This window comes from Cellulomonas sp. P2_F12, assembly GCF_056403775.1.
Window position 1 is genome coordinate 49927 of the sequence record NZ_JBFUEV010000010.1, and the last position, 26916, is coordinate 76842.

Consider the following 26916-nt stretch of genomic DNA (forward strand, 5'->3'; position numbering starts at 1 on the left):
GGTGCGCGTAATGTCCGCAATGTCTGATTGGCGGCGATGCCAACGGGGGGCGCGATGAGCGAGGTCGACGGGGACAGCACGGCGGCGCAGGCGGCCGACGACGGGGTCCGGGTGCTCGAGATCCGGATCCACGGCGTCGGCAACACGCCTCCGCAGGGCACGCTGGGCGTCGACGTCGACAAGGTCGTGCGCACGCGCGGCGACGACCTGGCCAGCTTCTGGGAGACCAAGGAGCAGCAGGCGGCCGAGCAGCCGGCCGCGGGCGACACCCCGTCGGCGGTGCGGGCGCGGCACGTCGAGGCGTACTCGTGGGGCTCGCTGGCGCGCGCGAGCGCCCTGCCCGGGCTGGGCTTCGTGGCAGGTCTCGGGCAAGCGGCCATCCGGGCGGCATGGACCTTCGTGATCCCGCTCGGCATCGCGAACGCCGCCTACTGGGCGCGCCGGATCCCCGAGGACCGCTTCTCGACACCCGGGCGCGACGGCGTCGCCCCCGGGACGACGACGGCTCCGTTCGGTGCCGCCGCGGTCCGGCTGTTCTGCCTGACGCTGACGCTGCTGCTCGTCGCGACGTTCGCGATCGCGTCGGTCGACATCGTGGGCACCCAGTGCTTCGGAGCGCTGGAGGACAAGACCCCTGCGGCCGACCCGCGCGAGGTGTCCAGGCTGGTCTGCGCCCAGCTCCCCAGCGCCGTCCGGTCGATGGCCGGGATGAGCGACGGACAGCGGATCGCCGTCCTCGCCCTCGTCCCGGTCGCGCTGCTCGTCCTGCTCGTCCTCCTCGCCGCGAGCGGCCGCACCCGGTTCGACGCACGCGTCTCCGTGACCCGCGCCGTCAAGGGCGGGACGACGACCGACGCGCCGTGGAAGGGCACGCCGGTGCTCGCCCGGACGGGGTTCTGGCGCACCGCGGCCCGCAGCAGCAAGGACTCGACGATGCACGTCGCGAGCGGGCTCGCACTGGTCGCCGGCTACCTCGCCTACCAACGGTGGACCGGGATCGCGTCGCCCGGCCTGCTCGGGTCCGACGGGCTCTGGGTCGCGCTCTTCTGCGTCGCCGCCCTGCTGATCTTCGGCGTCGCCTTCCGGGTCGTCTCCGTGACGACCGGGTTCCCCGACATCGTGGCCGAGGACCCGCCCGTGATCCCGCGCCGGCTCGGACGGGTGCTGCTGCGGGTGTTCTCGCACCGGATCCTGTGGCTGGGGGCTCTGGGTCTGCTCGGCGTCGAGCTGGTCCTGCTCGCGTTGTCGGGCGACTACCTGCCGGGCGCCCGGGAGGGCGAGGTCCAGGCGGTGTCCTACGCGTCCGACGCGCTGGCGACGGCCCTGGTGAGCCTGCTCGTGCTGCTGTGCATCGTCGGGGTCGGGCTGCGCCGGGGAGCCCGCGGACCGATGTGGATGGGGCTCGTGCTGGCGATCGTGCTCTTCGGGCTCGCGGCCGCGGTGCTGGGCGTCCGCTCGCAGAGCGACCCCGCGTGGATCGCCGCGGTCGTCGTCGTGGTGCTGCTGGTCGCGCTTGTCGCCCACGTGGTGAACGGCGACAAGGGGACCGAGACGGCGACGCTCGACGGCGCTGAGCCGACGACGGCCCGGTCGCGGAACAAGTACGAGGGGTGGGCGGGGACGGCTCCCGCGGTCTTCATGACGCTCGCGGCGGGGCTCGCCGTGCTCATGAGCAGCCTGGTCGTCGTCGGCGTCGCCGCGCTCCTCGAAGCACCGGAGGCGCCCCAGCCGGCCGGCTCGGGTGCGGAGCCCGGCGTGATCGCGATCCCCGCGACGCCGCGCAGCCCGGAGAGCTCAGTCGTCGGCACCCATCATGTCCTCGCCGCGCCGACGGTGTTCACCGCCTTCGGCTGGGCCACCATCGCCGTCCTCGTCGGCCTCGTGGCCCTCGCCGGCCTGATCGCCTGGCGCGGCCTGCGTGCCCCGGAGATCCCGGTGCGCCCGCGCGCGTCCTACCTCGGCCTCGGACGGCTCAGCCCGGCCGGCGCGGAGGTCGTGATGGACGCGCGACGCGCGGCCGCGATGGCGCAGCGGGCGGAGATCGCGGTCGGCGGCTTCGCCGTGCTGCTCGCGGGCGCCCTCGCGTTCGCGCTGGGTGCGGCGGTGCTCGCCGCCATCCGGGCACCGTCGGCCGACTCGCTGGGGTGCCGGGCCGTCTGCTCCAGCACGTCGCTGCGCGTCGCCGTCGCCGCGCTCATCGCCGGTGTGGCGGCGGCCGTCCTGAGCAACGCCCTCGCGGGCACCCGCTCCGGTTCGGCTCGGCCGTGGGGGTTCCTGTGGGACCTCCAGTGCTTCCTCCCGCGAGCCGCGCACCCGTTCGGCCCGCCGTGCTACTCCGAGCGGGTGGTTCCCGAGCTGCGTCGGCGCATCGACGACTGGCTCGAGGACGAGGACCAGGACCCGACGGGCGAGTCCCGACGGCAGGACAGGTCGCGGCGGGTCGTCGTGTCGGGGCACAGCATGGGAGTCGTCCTCGCCGTGGCCGCGCTCTTCGCCCGGTGGGACGGCGCGACCCACAACCTCGCCGGCGAGACCGTCTCCCTGTGGGCGGACCCGCGGATCTCCCTGCTGACCTACGGCACCCAGCTGCGGCCGTACTTCGGCCGGTTCTTCCCCGAGCTGCTGGGACCCGACGTGATCGGGAACCGGCCGTGCCTGCGTCCGCGGCTGCGGAGCACCGATCCGTGGTCCGCCGACCCCGACGTGCCGGCGGTGCCGCAGACCGACGGGACCCAGGTGACGACGTTGCTCGACTCGCTCGGCGGGCGGGCGGAGCCGCGCTGGATCAGCCTGTGGCGGCGCACCGACTTCGCCGGCTTCCCGGTGGACCAGTACACGATCGGTCCGCCGCTGGAGGCGGACGAGCCGCAGCCGCCGGAGTGGCCCGAGCCGCCCGCCGACGGTGGGCCGGACCCCGCCGAGGTCGGTCGACCGCGCCCGCCGCACCCCCTCGACCGGATGGCGACCGAGTACGACGAGCAGGCCTACATGTTCGTCGCCGCCCGCCACTCGGGCTACCCGCAGACGGCGGCGTACGAGCGGGCGATGGCCGACCTGGTCGCGCGGATGAACCACCAGACGGACGGCCTCTAGCGCGACGGAGCGTGGACGGGCCGGCGCCCGCGGACCCGTACGCTCGGCGTCATGCCGACCCTGGCCGACGCCGAGCGCACCGGGTTCCACCGCGACCGGATGACGATCGCGTTCTACAGCGGCTTCGCCGTCTGGGGCTGGCTCCTGTACAGCTTCAACCCGAGCGTGCCGCTCCTGGCCGACGAGCTCGGCATCTCCGACGCGCAGGCGGGGCTGCACGGGACGGCCATGGCCGCCGGCGGGATCATCGCCGCGTTCGTCGCCCCGCGGCTGGTCCGCGGCAGGGGCCGCCGCGCCGCGATCCTGCTCGCGTGCGTGCTCGTGTCCGTCGGCGCGTCGGGGCTCGTGGCCGCACCGGCGCTCGGCTGGAGCCTGCTGTCGATGGTCGTGCTCTCGCTCGGCGGGAACGTCCTGGTCAGCGCGGCGCAGGCAGGCCTCGCGATGCGGCACGGCAGCAAGGCCTCGGCCGCGCTCACCGAGGGGAACGGCGTCGGCTCCACGGTCGGGCTGGTCGGCCCGCTGGCTGTCGGCGTCTGCGTCGCGGTCGGCTGGGGATGGCGGCCGGCGGTGCTGGTGACGGTCGCGCTCGCGCTGGTCACCGTGGTCCTCGTCTCCCGCATCCCCGTCGGCGGCGCCATGACTCCTGCGCGGGCCGCGGGCGATCCTCCGCCCGCCCCGCGACCCGTGCGGACGGGGAGCCGGGTACCGGCCTGGTGCTTCCTGGTCTGCCTGGTGGCCGGGATCTCGCTGGAGTTCGCGACGACCTACTGGTCGACCAGCCTGATCCTGCAGCAGACCGGCGCAGGGGCCGGAATCGCCGCCGCAGCGACCGCCGGGCTGGTGGCGGGCATGTCTGCCGTCCGGTTCGTCGTCGGCCCGCTCTCGCTGCGGGTCGCGCCGACCACGCTGCTGGCCGTCGCCTTCGTCGTCGCCATCGGCGGCTGGGCGATCCTGTGGACGGCGACCACGCCGGCGATGGCGATGGTCGGCCTGGTGGTCGCCGGGTTCGGGTACGGCGCCCAGTACCCCTTGTCCGTCTCCCTGCTGCTGGCCACGGCCCCGGGTCGGACGGACGCCACGCAGGCCCGGGCGACCCTCGTCGGCAGCATGGCGGTGGGGGTGGCCCCGTTCGCGCTCGGTGCGCTCGCCGACTCCGTCGGCACCCACGACGCCTTCCTCGTCGTGCCCGTCGTGGCGCTGGTCGGGGTGGCGGCCGCCGTGGTCGGAGGACGGGCCACCCGTGGGAAGGTCGCGCCGGTGATCGAGCTCGAGCGCGGCGTGGCGGCGGATCGATAACGTTTTCGACCGTGGCAGGCTGGCGCCCATGTCCTCCATGCAGCACCGACGCGCCGACGCCGTCGTCACGGTCCTCCGCGCCGACGGCCGACCGCTCGCCGACACCGACGTGGTCGTCGCGCAGGAGCGGCACGCGTTCCTGTTCGGGAACATCGGGTTCGACTTCCTCGACGCCGACGGCGGCCCTGCGTCGCTGGCCGACCTCTGGTTCGATGTGTTCAACGCCGCGACCCTGCCGTTCTACTGGGGCACCTTCGAGCCCGTCCGGGGACAGTCGGACACCGCGCGGCTGCTGCGCGCGGCGCGCTGGTTCGCCGACCGCGGCGCCGTCGTCAAGGGCCATCCGCTCGCCTGGCACACCGTCGGCGCACCCTGGCTGGTGGACCTCACCACGGACGAGATCGCCGACGCCCAGGACGCGCGGATCCGCCGCGAGGTGGCGGACTTCGCCGGGGTGATCGACACCTGGGACGTGATCAACGAGGTCGTGATCATGCCGGTGTTCGACAAGGAGCCCAACGGCCTCACGCGGCTGGCGTGGGACCGGGGGCGCATCCCCACCGTCCGGCTGGCGTTCGACGCCTCGCGGCAGACCAACCCGTCGGCGACCCTGCTGCTCAACGACTTCGACATGTCCACCGCGTACGAGTGCCTGATCGAGGGCGTGCTGGAGGCCGGCATCCAGGTCGACGCGATCGGCCTGCAGAGCCACATGCACCAGGGCTACTGGGGCGAGGGGAAGACGCTCGCGGTCCTCGACCGGTTCGCGCGCTTCGGCCTCCCGCTGCACCTCACCGAGACCACGCTGGTGTCCGGCGACCTCATGCCGGCGGACATCGAGGACCTCAACGACCACCAGGTCCCGTCGTGGCCCTCGACACCCGAGGGCGAGGCGCGGCAGGCCGACGAGATCGAGCGGCACTACCGGACCCTGCTGGGCCACCCCGCGGTCCAGGCGGCGACGTACTGGGGGATCGCCGACGAGGGTGCGTGGCTGGGCGCCCCGGCCGGTCTGGTCCGCGTCGACGGCACCCCGAAGCCCGCGTACGACGCTCTGCGGCGGCTGGTGAAGGACGAGTGGTGGCTGGCGCCGACGACCCTACGGACCTCCTCGTCCGGGCGGGTGCCGGTCAGCGGGTTCCGCGGGACGTACTCGGTGGAGGGCGTCCCGTTCGCGCTCGGGCAGGACCGGGAGGTCGTCGTCCGGCTGGAAGGATGAGCGCGTGCCCGTGCCCTCGCTCCAGCCCGTCACCGACCCCGCCGACGAACGCCTCGCCGACTACGTCTCACTGACCGACGTCGCGCTGCGCTCGCGGCAGGAGCCGGCCAAGGGGCTCTACATCGCGGAGAGCTCCACGGTCCTCGGTCGGGCGCTGGCCGCCGGCCACCGACCGCGGTCGATCCTGCTGTCGCCGCGCTGGCTGCCCGACCTCGAGCGGTTGCTGGCCGGCCTGCCCGCCGACGACGCCGTCGTCCCGGTCTACGTCGCCGAGGAGCCCGTGCTCGAGGCCATCACCGGGTTCCACGTCCACCGGGGGGCGCTGGCCGCGATGCACCGGCCGGCCCTCGCGCCGGTGTCGTCGCTGCTCGCGGGTGCCCGTCGGGTCGCGGTCCTCGAGGACATCGTCGACCACACGAACGTCGGAGCCGCCTTCCGGTCCGCCGCCGCGCTCGGGGTCGACGCCGTGCTGGTCACCCCGCGCTGCGCCGACCCGCTCTACCGGCGGTCGGTCCGCGTGTCGATGGGGACCGTCTTCCAGGTGCCGTGGACGCGCATCGACCCGTGGCCCGACGGGATCTCCGTCCTGCGCGAGGACGGCTTCGTCACCGCCGCGCTGGCCCTGTCCGACGACTCGATCACGCTCGACCAGCTGGTCGCCGACCCGCCGGAGCGGTTGGCGCTCGTGCTCGGGGCCGAGGGGCACGGGCTGAAGCCGGTCACCGTCGCCGGGTCCGACCTCGTGGTGCGGATCCCGATGGCCGGCGGGGTGGACTCGCTCAACGTCGCGGCGGCCGCCGCCGTGGCGTTCTGGGCGACCCGGGTTCCCTGACCGCGTCAGACCGGGTCCTCGCGGGGCAACGTGTACCGCAGGAAGCCGGTGGTCCTCTCCCATGTCTCCCCGCGCACCCGCGCCGTGATGATCGGGTCGCCGCCGTACCGGAACGTGACTCCTGGTCCGGGACCGAGGCTCGTGGAGGCGCCCCCCGGTGGGCCGGTGATCATGTGCCCGACGTGGTCGATCACGACGTCCGCCCACGGGTACGGGTGGTCTGCCCGGCGCAGGCGGTCGGCGGCGACCCGGTGGTAGGCGGCCGAGTCCCACATCTGGTCGTCGCCGGCGGCCACGAGCAGGACGCCGCCGCGGATCCGCTCGACCGGGATGCTCACGCGGTCGAGCGCGTCGTCGTCCGTCGGCAGCGCGGCGAAGCCGTCGCGCAGCGCGACCGGTTCGCCACGCTCGATGGTCTCGACCAGCTCGGCCGTGACCTCGTAGGGCAGGAAGGGCAGCGGCTCTCCGTCGGCGGTCCAGGCGGGGCCTGACGTCCGGAGGATCGCGTCCAGCCGCCCGGCCCGGTAGTCGATGCCCTGCGTGACGACCCCGCTGCCGGCGACGCTGACCACCGAGCCGACGCGCACGTCGCGGCTCCCCACGAGCAGCGCCGCCTCGCCGCCGCGGGAGCCACCCAGCAGCCCGATCGAGCCGGGTGCGAAGCCCTCGGCCTCGAGCAGGTCGATCGCGCGGGTGACGTACTCCAGGGGCACGTCGACGAGGACGGGCGGGACCCCCGGCGCCCCGAAGTAGGCGAGGGCGAGCGCGGCGAAGCCCTCCTCCGCCAGGGCGACGGCGTCCCGCTCGTGCAGCCCGCCCTCGGACCCGCCGAGCACGACGACGGCCCGCTCGGCCCCCGCGGCGGGCCGGGCCAGCACGCCCACGATCCCGTGCGCGCGGCAGCCGGCACGGTCCCGGATGACGCGGTGCGTGGTCCGGCTCATGCCGCGCGCTCAGCGGTGCTGGCCACGGTGGTCCCGAGGGAGGCGGCAGGTGCGTCCGGCGCGGGGGAGCCAGGCGCCGCATGCCGCCTCGGGCTCGAGGGCGGTCGCGGTCACGGGGATGTCGACGGCCGACGACGTCTCGGGGTCGGTCGTCGCGCCGGGTTCCGCGACGAGGTCCAGCAGCTCCGTGGCGACGTAGACCGTGCGGGTCCGGTCCGCCTTCCGGTCGGGCCGGAGCGCCCCTGCCGAGACCACGGAGTCGAGCGCGTTGCGGGCGGCGACCTCCGTGACCCCGTACCTGGCAGCGACCGACGACGCGTCGAGCACGGGATGGCTCGGCAGGTCGGCGATCAGGCGGTGCGCGACCCCTCGCCGGACCCGGCCCGTCGGCGACCGGTCGCGCAGGAACGCGTCCAGCGCGCCGGTCTGTCGGTGCTCCCAGTCCGTCACCTGGCGCGACAGCCGGACCGCGTCATCGGCGGCGCCGGCGACCGCCTCCGCGATCACGGTGACGATCGCGATGCCCTGGTCGCCCTGGCGGAACGTGTCCAGCGCCGCGTAGTAGCGCTCGCGGTCCCGGAACAGCGCGGTGCTGACCGGCAGGGTGATCTGCGGTGCGAGACCGTAGCGGGCCAGGACGGTCCCGAGCAGCACGCGGCCCGCGCGGCCGTTGCCGTCGGCGAACGGGTGGATGGTCTCCAGCTGTGCGTGGGCGAGGGCCGCGGCGAGGACCGGGCCGTGCCGCCGGGACGCGAGGTAGGCGTCGAGGTCGTCGAGGAGCCCCGGCACGAGGTCGTGGGGCGGCGCGTTGTAGTGCGCCTCGAGCGGTGTCCGTCCGCCGATCCACACCGGCTCGGTGCGGACGCCCGCATGCCGGGGCGCGATCAGCCGCTGGAGCTCGACGACGTCCCACACCAGCGACACCGTGGGGTCGAGTGCGCGCTCCACGGACTGGCGTACGGCGTGCAGGTTGCGCGCAACGGTCACGGCGGACTCGCGACCGCGTGCGACGAAGTCGGCGACGGCGACGGCGCGAGGAGTGGGCTCGTAGCCCTCGATCAGTGACGACGCGGCGGCCTCGGAGCGGACCAGCAGGTCGCCGACCTGCCCGAGGCCCGCCGGCTCGACGAGCACGGCGGCTTCTCGGGTACGGCTCTCCGCCTCGTGCAGGAGCGCCCCGAGCGCGGCGTCGACGGCGATCTCGTGGTCGAGGAGCGAGTCCGGGACGAACGCCTGGTACGTGCCGGAGCGCGTGAAGCGGCGCGGCACGCCGTCGGTCGCGCGAGGCGCCCACTGCTGCGCGACGTAGCGACCCATGAGCACCTCCCCGGTAGCGTCGTAAAGTTGCCTCGCGTGCTACTGGAGGAAAGTTTATCGGTCCGCGTCAGCCCAGCGCGAGCCCGTCGATGACCTCGACCCCCGGCGCCCGCGCCAGCAGCGCGCCGGGCAGCGCGATCTTCGACCGTCGCACCCCGCTGCCGATGATGACGGTCGGTCCGGCGGGGTCGTCCGCCGCGACGCGCGCGTCGACCAGCACCCGGTAGCGGCCGGGCAGACCGATCGGCGTGATCCCGCCGTACTCCATGCCCGACTCCTCGACCGCGCGGTCCATCGGCAGGAACGACGCCTTGCGCACGTCGAGCAGCCGCTTGACCGCGTTGTTGACGTCGGCGCGCGTGGTGGCGCGGACGACGGCCGCGGCGACGCGTTCGTCGCCCTCGCGCCGGCCGGCGACGAGCACGCAGTTGGCGGACGCCGCGGGCGGCAGAGCGTACGCCTCGGTGAGCGCCGCCGTGTCGGCGAGGTCGGGGTCGATCTCCGTGACGAGCACGGCGTCGGCGACCGACGGGTCCTGCGCGACCCACAGCTCGATGGCGACCCTGGTCGATGCGGCGAGCAGGTCGGGGCGGTCGAGCGCGCGCACCCAGGTCAGCGTGCCGAGGCTCACCGCTGGTAGGTCCCGACGAGGATCGCCCGCGCGAGCGTGTGGAAGACGACCGCGGTGTTCGCGGCGCCCGGCATCGTGTCCGGGCCGAACCCGAGGGACGGCACGTCGAGCGCGTGCACGACGAAGAAGTACCGGTGCACCTGGTCGCCGGGCGGGGGAGCGGCACCGACGTAGCGGGCCTCGCCGTCGTCGCCGCGCAGCGCGAACGCCCCCGCGGGCAGGTCCGCGCCGGTGGCCAGCGACGTCGTGGTCGCCGGGACGTCGACCACGGTCCAGTGCCACCAGCCGGCGGGGCCGGGGGCGTCGGGGTCGAAGCAGCTGAGCAGGAACGACTGCGTGCCGGCCGGGAAGCCCTCCCAGGACAGCTGCGGCGAGACGTTGCGGCCGGCGTCGGTGTTCGTGTGGACGTCGGGGAGGCGCTCGCCGTGGCGGACGTCGTCGCTGGTCAGCGTGAAGTCGGGGACCGGCGGGAGCAACGAGTACGGGTCGGGGGCGACGGGACGGGTGAGGTTCACGGCCATGGCGACATCATTCCGCGGGGACGAGCGTCACGCGCGGGGTCGGCTCGGGCTCGCGCCGGCCGATGATCGCCCGCGCGGGCAGGAGGCGGTCGATGCCGACGAGGGCGAGGCCGAGGACGAAGAAGCCGATGCCGTAGATCAGCACGTTGAGCAGCAGCCCCCCGTAGCCCAGCTCCGAGACGTCGATGAACCCGTACGGGTAGGGGCTGCCGGGGCTCACGATGCCGCGGATCGTGGTGAACGCGCAGTACGCCACCGGGTAGAGCAGCCACCAGGCGGCGTTCCGGATGCGCAGGCGACGGTGCGGGACCATCAGCAGGTAGTGCACGAACGCCGCGATGGGCGTCAGCCGGTGGACGAGCTGGTCGTGGGTGAGGCCGAGGGCGATGACCTCCTCGCCGGGCGGGGCGGGGTCGAGGATGACGTAGGAGACCAGCCCGGTGATGAGGATGAAGAGCGTCACCGCGCCGAACAGCCAGGGGGCCGGCTCGGTCCGCCGGGCGAGCACGGCGACGCCGCCCCAGAGCATGACGACGGCCAGCAGCAGGTTCGACTGGTTGGTGAAGTAGACGTAGTCCCCGATGTCGAACGTCACGCCCGTGCTCGGTGCCCAGAACAGGGCGACGAACGTGATCGCCGCCAGCGCGAGGCGGTAGATCCCGACGACGACTCCCATGACGTGCCTCCTGATCCGACGCCGGCCACGCTGCCGGGCGACGAGAACATAGCCGAGACCTGCGACGTCGCGCCCGCTGGCACGCCGACCCTCGGCCAGGTGGGCGACGGCGGATTGACACCGTCGGGGATGTCAGCGTGTACTGAGATACTTCGAACAGATGTTCGATGAAGGTCTCGAGAGCACCCTCTCATCGGCCGATCGAGGGGCGGTGTAGGCGTGGGCACAGCGGTGGAGACGGCGGCGGGGACGATGTCACGTGAGGACCGGGTCATGCTCGCTCGGGCCGCCCTCGCGCGCGCCGAGCAGCGCACCGGTGCCCGCAGCATCCTCCCGCTGGGAGGCCTCGCGGCGGTGGAGGCGGAGCCGCACCGGGTCCCCGAGGCCGTCGTCGCCCCGGCACCGGTCGCGCTGGTGCCGGACCTGCCCGACGGACCCCTGGAGCAGCCGGGCACCGGGATCATCACCAGCGAGCGCCCGCCGATGGCCGTCCCGCCGCCGCTGGCCCCGATCCTGCCCGAGGGCCTGCGCCGCGGGGGCACCACGGTGGTCACGGGGTCGGCGTCCCTGGTGCTCGCCATGCTCGCGCACGCGTGCGCCGGCGGGGCGTGGGCCGCGGTCGTCGGTCAGCCGACCATCGGGCTGCTCGCGGCCGCCCAGGCGGGGGTGTCGCTCGACCGGCTGGCGGTGGTGCCGCGGCCCGGTCTCGAGGCGCCGACCGTGGTGGCGGCGCTGCTCGACGGGGTGGACGTCGTGGTCGTCGGCCCCGAGGTCGCCCTGACCGACGCGGACCGGCGCAAGCTGTCCGCACGGGCCAGGGACCGCGGGTCCGTGCTGCTGTCGACCGCCGACTGGCCGGGCGCGGGCGTGGTGCTCACGGTCGAGTCGGGCCGCTGGACCGGGATCGACGCCGGCGAGGGGCGCCTGCGGACCCACGAGATCCGGCTGGTCCGCACGGGCCGGGGGAGCGCAGCCGTGCCGCGCACGCTCGAGCTGACCCTGCCCCTCGGCTCGACCGCACCCGTGGTGAGGGAGACGGCGGCGCCCCCGACCACCGGCCTGAGGCTGGTGGGATGAGCACGCGCACGACCGTCCTGTGGGTCCCCGACTGGCCGGTGGTGGCCGCGGCGACGTCCGAGGACGTGCCGCTGCACCAGCCCACCGCCGTGCACGACGGCCGGCAGCTCACCGCCGTGTCCGCCCTCGCGCGGGCGGAGGGCGTGCGCCGGGGGATGCGACGTCGGCAGGCGCAGGGGGTCTGCCCCGAGCTGGTGCTGCTGCCCGCGGACGACGCCCGCGACGTGCGGCTGTTCGAGCCGGTCGCCGCCGCGGCCGAGACGGTGGTGGCCGGCATCGAGGTGGTCCGCGCCGGTTTGCTGCTGCTGCCCGCGGGCGGCGCGAGCCGGTACCACGGCTCGGAGGAGGCCCTCGCGGAGAAGCTCATCGACGCCGTCGCGGCCGGGTCGGGGCACGAGTGCGCGGTCGGCACGGCGGACGGGCTGCTCGCGGCGGTGCTGGCCACCCGCACCGGCGCCGTGGTGCCGCCGGGGGCGTCGGCGGCGTACCTGGCCCCGCGCGGCATGGGCGAGCTGGTGCACGCGACGGTCACGGACGAGGCGGCCTCCGCGGTGGCCGAGCTGGTGGACCTGCTGCACCGGCTGGGCCTGCGGACGCTCGGGCAGCTCGCGGCGCTGCCGCCCACGGACGTGCACGCCCGGTTCGGGCGGCTCGGCGCGTGGGCGCAGATGCTCGCGCGCGGCGACGACGAGCGCCCGCCCGCGCGTCGTCGGCCCGAGGCGGACCTCGAGGTGGGCACGGACCTCGACCCGCCGCTCGACCGGGTCGACTCGGCGACGTTCGCCGGGCGCCGGCTGGCCGAGGAGCTGCACGCCCTGCTGGTGCAGCACTCCGTCACGTGCGGACGCCTGCAGATCGCCGCGCGCACCGACGAGGGCACCGACCTGGTCCGGACCTGGCGCACCGACCTGGGCGGATGGGGCGGGCTGACGCCGGCCCGGATCACCGACCGGATCCGCTGGCAGCTGGAGGGCTGGCTGGCGTCGAGCGCGGTCGAGACGGCGCGGTCGCGGGCGGCGGACGACCCGGCGGCCCGGGCACGCGCGCGGTCGGCCCGGGACGCGGTCGCGTCGGGCAGGGACCCGTGGGCGCACGACGACCTGCCGACGAACCCGTGGCCCGACGAGGACACGCGGTCGGTCACGCTGGTCCACCTCGCGGTCACCGCGCTCGACGTCGCGCCGGCCGGGGCCGAGCAGGGCCGGCTGTGGGGCGGTCCGTCCGGCGGTGACCTGCGCGCGCACCGGGCGCTCGACCGCGTGCAGGGGATCGTCGGCGGGGCGGGGATCCTCGTCGCCACCCTGCAAGGCGGCCGCGACGTGCGGGACCAGGTGCACCTGCGGCCGTGGGGGGAGCAGACGGAGCCGGCGCGGCCCGTCGACCGGCCCTGGCCCGGGCGGCTGCCCGATCCTGCCCCGGCGACGGTGCTGGACCCGCCCGAGCGGGTCGACGTGCGCGACGCCGCCGGGGTGCCGGTGGTGCTCGACGTGCGCAGCGGGATGCGCGGGGAGCCGGCGTGGGTGCGGTGGCTGCCGCGGGTGCGCGACGAGGACGGTCCGACGGCCCGCGAGCAGCCGCGCAGCCGCCGCAGGGACGTCGGCGACGGGCGTGCGGTGGTCGGCTGGGCCGGGCCGTGGCTGCTCAGCGAGCGCTGGTGGGTGGCCGCCGACGACCGCCCCGGACTGCGGGCGCACCTGCAGGTGACGTTCGACGACGGCCGGGCGGTGCTCCTGGCGTGCACGGCGAGCGGCTGGACCTGCGAGGCCACCTATGACTGAGCGATCGGCACACTTCCCCCCGCGCTACGCCGAGCTGCACGCGCACTCCGCCTTCAGCTTCCTCGACGGCGCCAGCCAGCCCGAGGAGCTCGCCGCGGAGGCGTCCCGGCTCGGGCTGCGGGCGCTCGCGCTGACCGACCACGACGGGCTGTACGGCGTGGTGCGGTTCGCGCAGGCGGCCAAGGCGGTCGACCTGCCCACGGTGTTCGGCGCGGAGCTGCACCTGCCCGCGCCGGACGGTCGTCGGCACCCGCGCGAGAAGGGCCGTGTCACCCCGGGGCCGCCGGTGCTCGACCTGCCGACGGGCATCCCGGACCCGCGGGCGTCGCACCTGCTCGTGCTCGCGCGCGGACCGGACGGCTACCGCGCCCTGTCCCGCGCGATCGCGGAGGCGCACCTGCGGACGGGGCAGAAGGGTGCGGCCGACTACCGGCTGGACGAGCTCGCGGCGACCGCCGCCGGGCAGTGGCTGGTGCTCACGGGCTGCCGCAAGGGGTCGGTGCGGCGCGCGCTCGCCGGCGGGGACCCGTCGGGCGTCGCCGGGGTGAGCCCGTCCGGGATCGACGCCGCGCGGACCGAGCTCGACCGGCTGGTGGCGCTGTTCGGGCGGGACAACGTGGCCGTCGAGATCACCGCGGCGGGCGACCCCTACGACTCCGACCGTGCCGACGCCCTCGCGCGCCTGGCGGCCGACGCCGGGCTCCCGCTCGTCGCCACCGGCAACGTGCACTACGCCACCCCGCGCGACGCCGACCTCGCCGCCGCGCTCGCCGCGGTCCGCGCCCGGTCGTCGCTGGAGGACCTGGACGGCTGGCTGCCCGGGGGGCCGATGGCGCACCTGCGGTCGGCCACCGAGATGCTCGCGCTGCACCGCCGGCACCCCTCCGCGGTGGCGACCGCGGCGGACCTGGCCGACGAGTGCGCGTTCGACCTGTCGCTCGTCGCGCCGCAGCTGCCGCCGTACCCGGTGCCGCCGGGGCACACCGAGGCGACGTGGCTGCGCGAGCTGGTCCGTCGCGGCGCGCTCGAGCTGTACGGACCGCCGGAGAAGGAGAAGGTGCCGGGCGCGTACGCGCAGCTGGCGCACGAGCTGCGCGTCATCGAGGACCTCGGGTTCCCCGGGTACTTCCTGGTGGTCTACGACCTGGTCGACTTCTGCCGCCGCAACGGGATCATGGCGCAGGGCCGCGGCTCGGCCGCCAACTCGGCCGTCTGCTACGCGCTGCGGGTCACCGCCGTCGACGCCGTCCGGCACGGCCTGCTCTTCGAGCGGTTCCTCGCCCCCGAGCGCGACGGGCCGCCGGACATCGACGTCGACATCGAGTCCGCGCGGCGCGAGGAGGTCATCCAGTACGTCTACGAGAAGCACGGACGTACACATGCCGCGCAGGTGGCCAACGTCATCTCCTACCGGCCCCGGTCGGCGGTCCGGGACGCCGCGAGGGCGCTCGGGTACGACGCCGGGCAGCAGGACGCGTGGGCGTCGTCGATCGAGCGGTGGGGGAGCCTGCGCTCGACCACGCCGACCCCTCCGCCCGAGAAGCCGTCCGCCGGACCAGGTCGGCGTGCGCGCCCGCACGTCGGCCACACGGGACCGGTGCCCACCACCGCGCGCGAGGACCGCCGGCGCACGCAGGCCTCGATGTGGGGCAACACGTGGGAGCCCCCGTCGGTGCTGCGCGCGGCGAGGGGGGTGGAGACGCCGGGGCTGGCCACGGCCGACGGGCACGACGTGGTCCCGGCGGTCCGGCCACCGTCGGCGGACGACCTCGACGAGATCCCCGCGCAGGTCATCGACCTGGCGGATCGGTTCCTGCGCCTGCCGCGGCACCTCGGCATCCACTCGGGCGGCATGGTCATGTGCGACCGCCCGGTCATCGAGGTGTGCCCGGTGGAGTGGGCGCGGATGCCCGGCCGGACCGTGCTGCAGTGGGACAAGGAGGACTGCGCTGACGCGGGACTGGTGAAGTTCGACCTGCTCGGGCTCGGCATGCTCACCGCGCTGCGCATCGGGTTCGGGTTCGTGCACGAGCACGAGGGCCAGGAGCTCGACCTGCACGGGCTGCCGGCCGAGGACACGCGCGTGTACGACCTGCTCAGCGCGGCGGACACGGTCGGGGTGTTCCAGGTGGAGTCGCGCGCGCAGATGGGCACGCTGCCGCGCCTGCAGCCGCGGACGTTCTACGACATCGTCATCGAGGTGGCGCTCATCCGCCCCGGTCCCATCCAGGGCGGCTCGGTGCACCCGTACATCGAGCGCGCGCACGGCCGTCAGCCCGTGACGTACCTGCACCCGCTGCTGGAGAAGTCGCTGGCCAAGACCAAGGGCGTCCCGCTGTTCCAGGAACAGCTCATGCAGATGGCCATCGACGTCGCCGACTTCACGCCGGCGGAGGCCGACCAGCTGCGGCGGGCGATGGGCTCGAAGCGGTCGACCGAGCGCATGGAGGCGATGCGCGACCGGTTGATGTCCGGCATGGCCGGGCACGGGATCGACGCGGAGACGGGCGGGCAGATCTTCGACAAGCTCAAGGCGTTCGCCGACTTCGGGTTCCCCGAGTCCCACGCCTACTCGTTCGCGTTCCTGGTGTACGCCAGCGCGTGGCTGAAGGTGTACCACCCGGCCGCGTTCTACGCGGGGCTGCTGGCAGCACAGCCGATGGGCTTCTACTCGCCGCAGAGCCTGGCCGCCGACGCCCGCCGGCACGGGTTGGAGGTGCTGCGCCCGGACGTGCAGCTGTCCGAGGTGCTGGCGCGCGTCGAGCGGCTGGGTCCGACGCCGGACGGTGGCGAGCCGCTCCTCGTCCCCACGCCGAGCGGCACCGGTCCGGTCACCGCGCCGGGCGTGCGCACGGGGGACGGGACGCGTTCGCTCGCGGTCCGCCTCGGGTTGTCGTCGGTCCGGTCGGTGGGGGAGGACGTCGCGCAACGGGTGGTCGACGAGCGCCGCGCGCACGGGCCGTTCGCCGACCTGCGTCAGCTGGTCCGGCGCGTGCAGCTGTCGACCGCGCAGCTCGAGGCCCTCGCCACCGCCGGAGCGCTCGACAGCCTCGACGTGACGCGTCGGGAGGCGCTCTGGGCCGCCGGCGCGCTCGCCCAGGAGGGGCCGGACACGCTGCCGGGGGTCTCGGTGGGGGTGAGCGCACCGATGCTGCCGGGGCTCAGCGACGTCGAGATCGCGACCGCCGACGTGTGGGCGACGGGGGTCTCGGTCGACTCCTACCCGACGCAGTTCGTCCGCGACGGGCTCGACGCGGCGGGGGTGCTCCGGGTCGAGCAGGCGTACACCCACGAGATCGGGCGGCGGGTGGCCGTCGCGGGCGTCGTCACGCACCGGCAGCGGCCCGGGACGGCGGGCGGGATCACGTTCCTGTCGCTCGAGGACGAGACCGGACTGCTCAATATCATCTGCTCGGCGGGGCTGTGGCAGAAGTTCCGCAAGGTCGCCCGGACGTCACGCGCGATGGTGGTCCGTGGCCGGCTGGAGCGGTCGGACGGCGCGACCAACCTGGTGGCGGAGCACCTGAGCGCGATGTCGCTCAAGGTCCGGACCGCGTCGCGGGACTTCCGGTGAGCCTCAGCCCTGCGCGACGGGCGCGTCGTCGTCGATCTGCGCCGCCTCGTCGACGGGCTCGACCGTGTCCGACGCCTCGGACTCCTCCATCGGCGGGTCCAGCGTCCGCAGCCGCGAGAAGATCGCCCACACCACCGCGACCAGCGGCACGGCGATGACGGCGCCGAGGATGCCCGCCGTGATCGTGCCCGCCGTCACCGCCAGGGCGATCGCCACGGGGTGCAGCCGGACCTGACGGCCCATCACGAACGGCTGCAGGATGTGCCCCTCGAGCTGCCCGATGGCCGCGATGCCGATGCCGACGAACGCCGCCGACCACAGCCCGTTGGCCGCGAGGGCGACGATCATCGCCACGACCATGGCCGCCGGTGCGCCCACCAGCGGGATGAACGCGCCGATCATGACGAGCACGGCCAGCGGTGCCGCCAGCGGAACCTGCAGGACCAGCAGCAGGATGAACGCGAGGAGCCCATCGGTCACCGCGATGATCACGGTGCCGCGCGTGTACCCGGAGAACGTGTACCAGCCGGCGCCCGCGGCGGTCTTCCACGAGTCCCGGTTCCGCGTCGGCAGCTGGTTGAGGAACCAGGTCCACATCTCCCGACCGCGGGCCAGGAAGAACACCGTGCAGAAGATCGCGAGCGCGATGGCCGTGAACACCTCGACCACGGACCCGGCACCGGCGGCGGCCTGACCAGCAAGATCACCGGCGTGGTCCTGGACCCACTTCTGCCCGTTGCTGATCCACACGGCGATCTGGTCGTTGGTGATCGTGAACGGCAGCGGACCGTTCTCCAGGAAGTCGGTGATCTGCTTGATGCCCTGGCTGAACTGCTTCGCCAGGTCGGTCCACTGGTTCGCGATCGAGTACCCGACGTAGGTGAGCAGCCCCAGGAAGAAGATGATCCCGCCGAGGATCGACAGAGCCGTCGCCAGCCCGCGTGCCATGAAGCGGTCCAGGAAGTCCACGGCAGGCCGCAGCACGGCGGTGAACACGAACGCGATGAACAGCGCGATGAAGAGCAGCTGCACCTTGGCGGTCGCGTAGAAGATCAGCGCGACCATGAGGATGACGATCAACAGCCGCCACGACATGCCCGCGGCGTTGCGCAACCAGCGCGGCGCCGTCTGCTCGGCCCCGTACACGCTGGGGTTGCGCCGGGCACCCGCGACCTTCCGCGCGGTCGGGCTGTTGCTGCTGTCAGTCATGGGGCTCCCTGCATCACCGCTGGTCGCGCCTGGGCTCGGCGTCTGCGGCCAGTCTGCCCCGGGGGGCCGATGCGTGCCGCCCCGCAACGCCGTGCTATCTTTTCTGCCGCACCTGAGGGAGCCTACGGGCGCCCTGCGGTCCACCTGTCCGGGTGGCGGAATGGCAGACGCGCTAGCTTGAGGTGCTAGTGCCCGAAAGGGCGTGGGGGTTCAAGTCCCCCTCCGGACACTCGTTGAGACAGCGACGAACAAGGCCCTGACCAGCAGAGATGCCGGTCGGGGCCTTCTTCGTGCGGCGACTCGGGACCTCTGGCCCTGGTGACCGGCTGCGGCGCGACGACGATCGAGACGTGAGTCGCCGACGAGGGTGACCACGTCGATCGCTGGAGGGCATCATGACGCGCGTGCTGGTCGCCTACGGGAGCACCCGAGGCGGCACCGAGGGTGTGGCGGAGATGATCGGCGAGGACCTGCGCGAGCACGGTCACGATGCGGTCGTCCGGCCTGCCGCCGAGGTCGAGGGGCTCGCCGACGTCGACGCGGTGGTCGTCGCGGGTGCGCTGTATGCCGGCCGTTGGCACAAGGACGCGCGACGGTTCGTCCACCGGAACGAGCAGAGACTGTCCCAGCTCCCGGTCTGGCTGGTCGCCACCGGTCCGCTCGACGGGTCCGCGACGAGCACGACCATCGGGCCCGTCGGTCAGGTGCGGTCCGCCGCGCAGCGGATCGATGCGCGCGGGACGGTGACGTTCGGCGGGCGGCTCCTCCCGGATGCCACGGGCTTCCCGGCCTCCGCCATGGCGAAGAAGATGTCCGGCGACTGGCGTGACCCGCAGCAGATCGCCCGGTGGGTGGACACCATCGAGGGGCAGATCGGGGCATAGCGCGACGACGCCGCGGCCCCGCGTTGCCCGCACGCCGTCCGCCCGCCAGGCTGCGGGCATGCGCATCGGCCGGCGGGCACTCCTGACCGTGCTGCTCGTCGCGCTCGCCGGCTGCGCGGCGCCGTCCGAGACCCCGTCGGCGTCGCCCTCGGCCCCGGCGGTGGTGGCGTCGCCGGCGGCGGCGAGCCCGACCAGCACCCCGCCGGCGGACGGGTTCGACGTGGTCGCGATCCTCGGCCAGTCCAACGCCCTCGGCTGGGGCAAGGGTGCCGACGAGCCGTCGGCGGACGTGCCCGACCCGCGGATCTGGCAGTGGCCCGGGTCGGGGCCGGACATGGACACGGTCGTGCCGGCCTCGGACCCGCTCGTCGGGCCGTTCACGGCGTCCGGGATCGGCCCGGCGATGTCGTTCGCCCGCGCGTACGTCGCGGGGCAGGACCGGGAGGTGCTGCTGGTGCAGGCGGCCGTCAACGGGACCGGGTTCACGCCGCTGCAGGGGATGACGTGGGACCCCGACCTGCACGGGTCGGTGCGCAACCTCTACGACGAGGCCGTGACGCAGATCCGCGGCGCGCTCGACCAGGCGCCGGGCAACCGGCTCGTCGCCGTGCTCTGGGTGCAGGGCGAGAGCGACGTGGCCGTGCTGACCCCGCAGGAGTACGCCCAGAAGCTCGACGGGTTGGTCGCGCGGCTGCGTGCGGACGTGGGGCCGGCGCCGCTCGTCATCGGGCAGATGGTCCCCGAGTGGATCGCCGGCAACAAGGCGCGCGCGGCGATCGACGCCGTGCACCGACAGACGCCGGACCGCGTGGGGGATGCCGTCTTCGTGCCCGGGCCGTCGGCCATGAACAACGGGCCGGACGACGACATCCACTACGACGCGATGGGGCAGCGCGAGCAGGGGCGACGGATGTACACCGCGTGGGTGGGGCTGACGGGCTAGCGGCGCGCGGCGCGACGCTCCCAGCGGCCGGCCAGGGCGTACAGCGCGGCGGCGACGAGCGCGAAGCCGCCGAACCGGATCGCGGCGCCGGGCCACGAGGTCCAGAGGGGCTCGCGCGAGGCCACGAGCACGACGAGCAGCGCGAAGGCCGCAGCGGGCGCCGCCCACAGCGCGATCAGTCGCGGGTTCGTCATCGTCGACCGCCCAGGTCAGGTCCGGCGACGGTGCCGGCCCCACGCCGGCCTCGGTGCCGTCGTGCCGCCATCGTGCGGCAGGCCGCGGAGATGCACACCCCCGGTCTTGCCATGCGGACAAAACGGACGAAGCCGGGTCAGACCAGGCGCAGGGGGGTGTCGACCACGCCCGCGACGCGCTCGACCTCGTCCCGGAGGTCCGCCCGGGTGGCGGGAGGCGGGTCGGCGAACCACGTCACGTCGATGTCGTCGCCTGTGCGCGACCACGTCCCGCTCACCACGCCGCCGACGATCACGACGTTCGCGCCGCGGCTGACGACGCCCCGCACGGAGGGCGGGACGACGTGCTGGTCGGCGGTGCCGGGACCGAGCACCCACTGGTCGTACCGGGGGAGCAGGCGCACGGTGGTCGTCGGTGACGACGAGCCCAGGTCGTCGAGGTCCTCGCGCAGGACCAGGGTGGGTGCGCCGCCGACGTCGACCGTCGCCAGGCGGTCGCCGAACCCGTCGACCCAGGCCCGGATCCGCTTGCGTCCGGCGCCGAGGCCCTCGCCCAGCCAGTACTGGAGGCGGTCGGGCGTGGTCGGCCCGTACGCGCGGACGTAGGCCTCGACCGCGTGCCGCCCGGCGTCGTCGAGCTCGAGCAGCCCGGTCCAGCGCGGGTTCGTGTCGAGGCGCTGGAAGGTCGCCTCACCGCCGCGGGACGGTCCGAAGCAGAGGTCGCCCTGCCACGCGAGCGGCTTGAGCAGCGTCCACGCGCCGTCGGCGAACCGCTCCCGGAGGTGCCGGTACGCGCTGTGCGCGGTCAGGGCGGCGCCCAGCTCGTCGTGGGTCAGCGGTCCGTCCGCCAGCGCCTCGCGGGCCGCCTCCCGGAAGGCCGGCCAGTCCGCGGGCGTCAGACCGTAGAAGTCCTGCCAGCTGGGCAGCTCCCACATCCGGCTGGCTGCCCGCAGCGCGAGGTACGCGCCGGCGTCCTGCGGCGTCATCACGTGGGTGGCGCCGCGGAAGGCGAACGTGGTGAGGAGCTCGCCGTCCGCCAGGGCCCCCGCGAGGTCGCCGGGTCGCGACCGTCGGCGCCGGCCGTTCACCGCGAGCTCGGCCGCGGCGTCGTGCTGGGCCGGGATCGCCCCCAGCGTGCGCACGACGTCCACGGCCGAGCAGCTGCTCACCGGGTCGAGCAGCTGTCGGCGCATCCGCCAGGCGAGCGCCTGCGCCCAGGTGACGGTCACGGGTGGACGGTCAGCCAATGTCGGCGCCCGGCAGCTTGTCGGTCGCCTCCTCGTACCCCGCGGCGCCGGGCAGAGCGCTCGGCGCGTAGACCAGGCGGACGACGCCCGTCGGGAAGACGTCGGAGCGCAGCAGCGTGAGCGGGTAGATCGGTTCGCCCTCGTCGAAGAGCCGCTCGCCGCTGCGGGCGGCCACGGGGTGCACCAGGAGCCGCAGCTCGTCGAGCACGCCGGCGGCCAGCAGCTGCCGGACCACCGAGATCGAGCCGGGGACGAGGATCTTGCCGACGCCCGGCTCGGCCTTGAGCGCGGTCACCGCCTCGACGAGGTCGCCCTGCAGCGCCTCGGCGTTGCGCCAGCCGAGGTCCTGGCTCCCGCGGGTCGCGACGAGCTTGCGCGTGTCGCCCAGCTGCGCCGCGAAGGTGGCGTCGACGCCCCCGGCGGCCTCCCGGTCAGGCCACGCGCCGGCAAAGCTGTCGTAGGTCACGCGCCCGATGAGCAGCACGTCCGTGTCCTCGTAGTCCTCGCCGACGGCAGCACCCATGTGCTCGTCGAAGTACGGGAAGTGCCACGCGGGGTCGATCTCGACGACTCCGTCGAGCGAGGTGAACAGGGTGGAGACGATCGTCGCCATCGGGGTCCTCCAGGGGTGGGGCGCCGCGCCCCGCGCGCGGCCGCTCGACATGATCAGATCGCATCTCGGACGGGCGCGCGACCCTGGACGCTCGGCCGACGAGCACGGAAGCTGGCGCCGGGACCGGCCTCTCCGAGGCGATCCGGTGCGCCGGTGCGCACCTTGTGCCCGATATGTCCACCGCCCTACGGTGAATGACACCGCCGCCGGCAGTCCGACCGGGGCTGCAGCGAAGTGGGCCGCATGTCCTCCGCGCTCTCCACTCTTGGCCGATGGGCGTTCCGCGCCCGGCGCCTGGTGCTGACGCTGTGGATCGTGGCGCTCGCGGCGCTGGTCGCGGCCGCGGGGTTGCTGGGGACGGGCACCGACAACACCTACCGGATCCCCGGGACCGAGTCGCAGGACGCCCTGGACGCGCTGGCGCGCACATTCCCGCAGTTCAGCGGCACGTCTGCGCAGCTGATCGCGGTCGCGCCGGACGGGGGAGACGTCACGACCGCGGAGTTCCAGGCGGCCGTCGAGAGCGCGGTGACGGCGATCACCGCGATCCCGCAGGTCTCCGGCGCGACGAGTCCGTACGGGTCGGCGTCGAGCCCGAACATCGCGTCCGACGACTCCGCGGTCCTGGTGCCGATCCAGCTGTCGGTGGGCACCACGTCGGTCCTGCCGTCGACGGCGCAGGCATTGCAGGTCGCCGGCGCCTCGCTGCAGGAGGCTCTGCCGGCGGGATCCGAGGTGGCCGTCGGAGGTCAGCTCTTCGCGCAGAGCGCCGCCGGCATCGGCGTCACCGAGCTCATCGGCATCGCGGTGGCGTTCGGGGTCCTGCTGCTGACGTTCGCGTCGTTCGCCGCGGCCGGCATGCCGCTGGTGACGGCGCTCATCGGCGCGGGCGCCTCGCTGGCGATCGTCTTCGTCGGCACCCGGTCGCACACGATCACGTCGACGACGCCACTGCTCGCGCTCATGCTCGGGCTGGCGGTCGGCATCGACTACGCGCTGTTCATCATGTCCCGCCACCAGGACCAGCTGAAGCAGGGCCTCGAGCCCGAGGAGTCGGCGTCGCGCGCGGTCGCCACGGCCGGCTCGGCGGTCGTGTTCGCCGCGACGACCGTGATCATCGCGCTGCTGGGGCTCAGCGTGGCGGGCATCCCGTTCCTCACGACGATGGGCGTGGCGGCCGCGCTGGCGGTGTCGATGGCCGTACTGGTGTCGACCACGCTCACGCCGGCGCTGCTCGGCTTCGCGGGCTGGCGCGTCGCGCCCAAGACGTTCCGTCCCGGGGCTGTGGCCGCCGCCGAGCACGACGACGAGCCCGAGAAGGCGAAGACGCGCCCGCGGACGCGCACGGCCCTGCGCTGGGTGCGGCTGGTGACGCGCCGGCCGATCGTGACGGTCCTCGTCGTCGTGGCGACCCTCGGGGTCGCCGCGATCCCCGTGACGGTGCTGAGGCTCGCGCTCCCCGACGCGGGCTCCCTCGAGGAGTCCGCACCCGCCCGTATCACCTACGACCTCGTCGCCGAGCACTTCGGCCCCGGGTACAACGGGCCGCTCGTCGTGACCGGCCTGGTCATCCAGAGCACCGATCCCGTCGGCCTGGTGAACGACGTCGCGGCCGAGATCACCGCGCTGCCCGGGGTCGCCTCGGTGCCGCTGGCCACGCCGAACGAGGACGGCGACACGGGCGTGATCCAGGTGATCCCCGAGGGCGGTCCGGACTCCGAGGCGACCAAGGCCCTCGTCGGCGAGCTGCGGTCCCAGCACGACCACTTCCAGCAGGCGTACGGGGTGGACCTCGCAGTGACCGGCTACACCGCGGCCGGCATCGACATCTCCGCGCAGCTCGCCGAGGCGCTCCTGCCGTTCGGCCTGCTCATCGTCGGGCTGTCGCTGGCGCTGCTCGCGATGGTCTTCCGCTCGGTCGTCGTGCCCGTGACCGCCGCGCTCGGGTACGTCCTGTCGCTGCTGGCGGCCCTCGGGCTGACGGCGCTGGTGTTCGTCGACGGCGTGCTGGCGGGGCCGCTCAACGTGGCGTCCGTCGGCGCGGTGATCAGCTTCATGCCGATCATCCTCATGGGCGTCCTGTTCGGCCTGGCCATGGACTACGAGGTCTTCCTGGTCAGCCGGATGCGGGAGGACTACGTGCACCACGGCGACCACGAGCAGGCGATCGAGCACGGCTTCGTCGGCTCCGCCCGCGTGGTCACCGCCGCGGCGATCATCATGGTCGCCGTCTTCGCCGCGTTCATCCCGGAGGGCGACGCCTCGATCCAGCCGATCGCGTTCGGGCTGGCGGTCGGGGTGGCCATCGACGCCTTCGTCGTCCGGATGACGTTCATCCCCGCCGTGCTCGCCCTGTTCGGTGACCGGGCCTGGTGGATCCCCGCGTGGCTGGACCGCGTCCTACCGCGCTTCGACGTCGAGGGGGAGGGGCTCGCCCAGGAGCTCGCGCTGGTCGGCTGGCCCGAGGGACCGGAGCCGGCGATCGCGGCGGAGGGCCTGCGTGTCGCCGCCCTGCCCGGGGCCGTCGACGTCCTGGTCCCGCCCGGGGACGTGCTGGTGGTGCGGGGCGGCACGGCGAGCGAGCGGCGCGCGCTCCTCCTCGGGCTGGGCGGACGCGTGCCGGTGGTCGAGGGGCGCGTGCGGGTGGCGGGGCTCGTGCTGCCGCCGCGGGCCGGCGAGGTCCGTCGACGGACCTCCTACGTGGACGTCATGCGGTCGACGGATCTGCGGGCGGCCCTGCGCGGCCCGGCGTCCGTGGTTCTGGTCGACGGGGCGGACGGGCCGGCCGACCCCGACGTCCGCGACACCGTCCGCCAGGCCCTGGCCGACGCCGTGGCCGACCGGGCCGTCACGCTGGTCGTCGCGTGCCGTGCCGACGCGGTGGTCGACGACCTCCTGCCGCCCGATCGAGCCGTGCACACCCTCGTGCTCGCCCCGGCGCCCGCGGCAGTGCCGTGATGAGGCCCGTCGACCGCCTCGGCGCGCTCGCGGTGGTCGGTCTGGTGCTGCTCCCGCTCGCGATCGCCGGACTGCTGACCTGGGCGCTGTCCACGCCGACGCAGCACCTCGCCCGCGTCACGGCGGCGATCGTCAACGATGACGTCCCCGCCACGCTGAACGGCAAGACTCTCCCGGTCGGCCGCCAGCTCGCCGCCGGCCTGATCGAGCAGGGTGGGTACGACTGGGTGCTGACCAACGACGACGAGGCCGCCGACGGGCTGGCCGGCGGCCGCTACGTCGCCGTCGTCACCATCCCGACCTCGTTCTCGGCGTCCGCGACCTCGTTCTCGGGCCCGGCGCAGGACGCGCAGCAGGCCGACATCCGGGTGACGACGGCGCCGTCGTCGGCCCTGCTCGACCCCGCGTTCACCCAGGCGATCACCGATGCCGCCGTCGCGGCGGTGAACAAGCAGCTGATCGCTCAGTACCTCGACCAGCTGCTCACCGGCTACAGCACCCTCAACCAGCAGATCGGGCAGGCGGCTGCCGGGGCGGACGAGGTCGCCGCCGGAGCGGCGTCCCTCGCCGGGGGTGCCCAGCAGCTGGCCACAGGAGCGGACCAGCTGTCCGCGGGTCTGCAGAGCCTCGACGCGGGGGCCGGCGCCCTGTCGGACGGCCTGGCCGAGCTCGACTCCGGCGTGCAGGACCTGCCGGGGCAGTCCGCCCAGCTGGCCAAGGGCTCGGCCGCGGTCGCCGGCGGGCTCGACGCGGTGGCCTCGGGCCTGGACGACGCGATCGCCCAGCTCACGGCCGTCCAGGCGACGGTGTGCGCCAGCCCCGGACCGGCGTGCGACGGCGTCACCCGTGCCCTGCAGAAGTTGCAGGCGCAGGCGCCGACGGTCGAGACGCTCACCGGCGGCGCCGACGCCGTCGCCGCCGGGAACAAGAAGCTGGCCGCCGGCATGCCGCCGCTGGTCGACGGCATCGACTCGGCCGCAGCGGGTGCCGCGCAGGTCGCCGACGGTGCGGGGCAAGCCGTCGGGGGCGCCGAGGCGCTGGACACGGGCAGCCAGAGCCTGGCCTCCGGAGCCGACCAGGTGGACACCGGCGCCGCGCAGCTGTCGGACGGGCTCACGCAGGCCGTCGCCCAGATCCCCGCTTACTCCGCCGACGACGTCGGGATCCTCTCCACCGTCGCCTCCCAGCCCGTGCGGGCCGACCAGCTCACCCCTGCGCCAGGCATGCAGGCTGTCCCGTTCTTCGCGGCGATCGCCCTCTGGATCGGCGCCGTCGTCGTCGCGGCGACCCGGGCGGCCGTGCCGGGCGCTGCCCTGCTCACCGCGGAGACCTCGGTGTCGATCACCCGCCGCGCCGCGCTCCCCGGGGCCGCGATCGGCGCGCTGCAGGGTGTCGTCACCGCCGTCGCCGTGCTGTTCGCCGTGCAGGTCGACGCGTCCGCCCGGGTGGCGTTCGTCGTCGCGAGCGCGGTCGTCGGGCTCGTCTTCGTGGTCGTGAACCAAGGGCTCGCGGCTGCCTTCGGCGGCGTCGGCCGGTTCGTGGCCGTGCTCGTCGCGGTGGTCGCGCTGGTCGTCGGGCTGACCTCGACGGTGCCGCCGACGGTCGCGGGTCTCTCGAACCTGCTGCCGACGGCGCCCGGCTTCGGGGCGCTGCTGGGCGCGTTGACCGGCGACCCCGCGACCGCTCGGACCGCGGTCGTCGGGCTCGTGCTCTTCGGGGTCCTGGGCGTGCTGCTGGTGCTCGCCGGTGTCGCCCTGCGCCGCCGCTCGCGGGCCCGTGACCTGGCCGGTTCGGTGGCCTGACGCGCGCGGAGGCCGCGCCCACCTGCGCAGTCGCCCGAGATTCACACGCAGGGGCCCGCCCACGGAGCCCATCGCTGGGTTACGGTCGAATTGCAGTAATCCAGACAT

Annotated in this window: 20 protein-coding genes and 1 tRNA gene; 12 read left to right on the forward strand and 9 right to left on the reverse strand. The window is 74.5% G+C overall.

The features are described 5' to 3' along the window. Positions 1-54: 54 nt before the first annotated feature. The 4 genes from AC1DWH_RS17730 to AC1DWH_RS17745 are packed head-to-tail and all read left to right on the forward strand — an operon-like array spanning position 55 to position 6440. Complete coding sequence (locus AC1DWH_RS17730) at positions 55-3093, forward strand: hypothetical protein (RefSeq protein WP_477094797.1); 3039 nt, start codon at positions 55-57, stop codon at positions 3091-3093. A 51-nt stretch (positions 3094-3144) separates the two neighbouring features. Next, positions 3145-4389, forward strand: a complete 1245-nt coding sequence (locus tag AC1DWH_RS17735; protein WP_477094798.1) for an MFS transporter — start codon at positions 3145-3147, stop codon at positions 4387-4389. A 28-nt stretch (positions 4390-4417) separates the two neighbouring features. Next, entirely contained in the window at positions 4418-5608 is a 1191-nt protein-coding gene (locus AC1DWH_RS17740; protein ID WP_477094799.1) for an endo-1,4-beta-xylanase, read from the forward strand. 4 nt (positions 5609-5612) lie between these two features. Further along, positions 5613-6440, forward strand: a complete 828-nt coding sequence (locus AC1DWH_RS17745; RefSeq protein WP_477094800.1) for a TrmH family RNA methyltransferase — start codon at positions 5613-5615, stop codon at positions 6438-6440. Positions 6441-6445: 5 nt separating this feature from the next. On the opposite strand, the gene AC1DWH_RS17750 is transcribed toward AC1DWH_RS17745, so the two are convergent. The 5 genes from AC1DWH_RS17750 to AC1DWH_RS17770 all read right to left on the reverse strand — a co-directional run bounded on the left by AC1DWH_RS17750 (position 6446) and on the right by AC1DWH_RS17770 (position 10529). Beyond that, positions 6446-7384 (reverse strand): alpha/beta hydrolase, encoded by a 939-nt coding sequence (locus AC1DWH_RS17750; protein ID WP_477094801.1) that lies wholly within the window; start codon positions 7382-7384, stop codon positions 6446-6448. A gap of 9 nt (positions 7385-7393) precedes the next feature. Next, positions 7394-8701 carry a Fic family protein gene (locus tag AC1DWH_RS17755; RefSeq protein WP_477094802.1) on the reverse strand — a complete coding sequence of 436 codons (1308 nt, stop codon included), beginning with the start codon at positions 8699-8701 and terminating at the stop codon, positions 7394-7396. Between the two features lie 67 nt (positions 8702-8768). Beyond that, on the reverse strand, positions 8769-9332 hold the full coding sequence (locus AC1DWH_RS17760; RefSeq protein ID WP_477094803.1) for a YbaK/EbsC family protein: 564 nt from the start codon (positions 9330-9332) through the stop codon (positions 8769-8771). Continuing rightward, positions 9329-9853, reverse strand: coding sequence for a YbhB/YbcL family Raf kinase inhibitor-like protein (locus AC1DWH_RS17765; protein WP_477094804.1), 525 nt, complete (start codon positions 9851-9853; stop codon positions 9329-9331). The genes AC1DWH_RS17760 and AC1DWH_RS17765 overlap by 4 nt, the downstream gene beginning before the upstream one ends. 7 nt (positions 9854-9860) lie before the next feature. Then, complete coding sequence (locus tag AC1DWH_RS17770) at positions 9861-10529, reverse strand: Pr6Pr family membrane protein (protein WP_477094805.1); 669 nt, start codon at positions 10527-10529, stop codon at positions 9861-9863. Between the two features lie 273 nt (positions 10530-10802). On the opposite strand from AC1DWH_RS17770, the gene AC1DWH_RS17775 reads away from it, so the two are divergent. Genes AC1DWH_RS17775 through AC1DWH_RS17785 form a run of 3 tightly spaced genes read left to right on the forward strand, consistent with a single transcriptional unit; the run spans position 10803 to position 16958 of the window. Next, on the forward strand, positions 10803-11606 hold the full coding sequence (locus AC1DWH_RS17775) for a hypothetical protein (RefSeq protein ID WP_477094806.1): 804 nt from the start codon (positions 10803-10805) through the stop codon (positions 11604-11606). Then, complete coding sequence (locus AC1DWH_RS17780; RefSeq protein ID WP_477094807.1) at positions 11603-13384, forward strand: DNA polymerase Y family protein; 1782 nt, start codon at positions 11603-11605, stop codon at positions 13382-13384. Before AC1DWH_RS17775 ends, AC1DWH_RS17780 begins: the two co-directional genes overlap by 4 nt. Further along, positions 13377-16958, forward strand: coding sequence for a PHP domain-containing protein (locus tag AC1DWH_RS17785; protein ID WP_477094808.1), 3582 nt, complete (start codon positions 13377-13379; stop codon positions 16956-16958). Before AC1DWH_RS17780 ends, AC1DWH_RS17785 begins: the two co-directional genes overlap by 8 nt. Before the next feature lie 3 nt (positions 16959-16961). Here the strand turns inward: AC1DWH_RS17785 and AC1DWH_RS17790 are convergent, their stop codons facing one another. Beyond that, positions 16962-18167: an AI-2E family transporter gene (locus tag AC1DWH_RS17790; protein WP_456847217.1), complete on the reverse strand. Its 1206-nt coding sequence runs from the start codon at positions 18165-18167 to the stop codon at positions 16962-16964. Positions 18168-18313: 146 nt separating this feature from the next. On the opposite strand from AC1DWH_RS17790, the gene AC1DWH_RS17795 reads away from it, so the two are divergent. From AC1DWH_RS17795 to AC1DWH_RS17805, 3 genes are all read left to right on the forward strand, one after another. Continuing rightward, positions 18314-18396 (forward strand) — tRNA-Leu (locus AC1DWH_RS17795). A gap of 166 nt (positions 18397-18562) precedes the next feature. Continuing rightward, entirely contained in the window at positions 18563-19051 is a 489-nt protein-coding gene (locus AC1DWH_RS17800) for a flavodoxin domain-containing protein (protein ID WP_477094809.1), read from the forward strand. A 58-nt stretch (positions 19052-19109) separates the two neighbouring features. After that, complete coding sequence (locus AC1DWH_RS17805; protein ID WP_477094810.1) at positions 19110-19994, forward strand: sialate O-acetylesterase; 885 nt, start codon at positions 19110-19112, stop codon at positions 19992-19994. Here AC1DWH_RS17805 and AC1DWH_RS17810 read toward each other — a convergent pair. The 3 genes from AC1DWH_RS17810 to AC1DWH_RS17820 form a co-directional block, all read right to left on the reverse strand. Continuing rightward, positions 19991-20188: a hypothetical protein gene (locus AC1DWH_RS17810; RefSeq protein ID WP_477094811.1), complete on the reverse strand. Its 198-nt coding sequence runs from the start codon at positions 20186-20188 to the stop codon at positions 19991-19993. The two genes, AC1DWH_RS17805 and AC1DWH_RS17810, sit on opposite strands and share 4 nt — an antisense overlap. A 137-nt stretch (positions 20189-20325) precedes the next feature. Then, positions 20326-21417 carry a DNA glycosylase AlkZ-like family protein gene (locus tag AC1DWH_RS17815; RefSeq protein ID WP_477094812.1) on the reverse strand — a complete coding sequence of 364 codons (1092 nt, stop codon included), beginning with the start codon at positions 21415-21417 and terminating at the stop codon, positions 20326-20328. 10 nt (positions 21418-21427) lie between these two features. Beyond that, positions 21428-22048, reverse strand: coding sequence for a dihydrofolate reductase family protein (locus AC1DWH_RS17820; protein WP_477094813.1), 621 nt, complete (start codon positions 22046-22048; stop codon positions 21428-21430). Between the two features lie 243 nt (positions 22049-22291). Between AC1DWH_RS17820 and AC1DWH_RS17825 the strand changes: the two genes are divergently transcribed. After that, on the forward strand, positions 22292-25006 hold the full coding sequence (locus AC1DWH_RS17825) for an MMPL family transporter (RefSeq protein WP_477094814.1): 2715 nt from the start codon (positions 22292-22294) through the stop codon (positions 25004-25006). Continuing rightward, positions 25006-26808: a YhgE/Pip domain-containing protein gene (locus tag AC1DWH_RS17830; protein ID WP_477094815.1), complete on the forward strand. Its 1803-nt coding sequence runs from the start codon at positions 25006-25008 to the stop codon at positions 26806-26808. Before AC1DWH_RS17825 ends, AC1DWH_RS17830 begins: the two co-directional genes overlap by 1 nt. Positions 26809-26916: the final 108 nt, after the last annotated feature.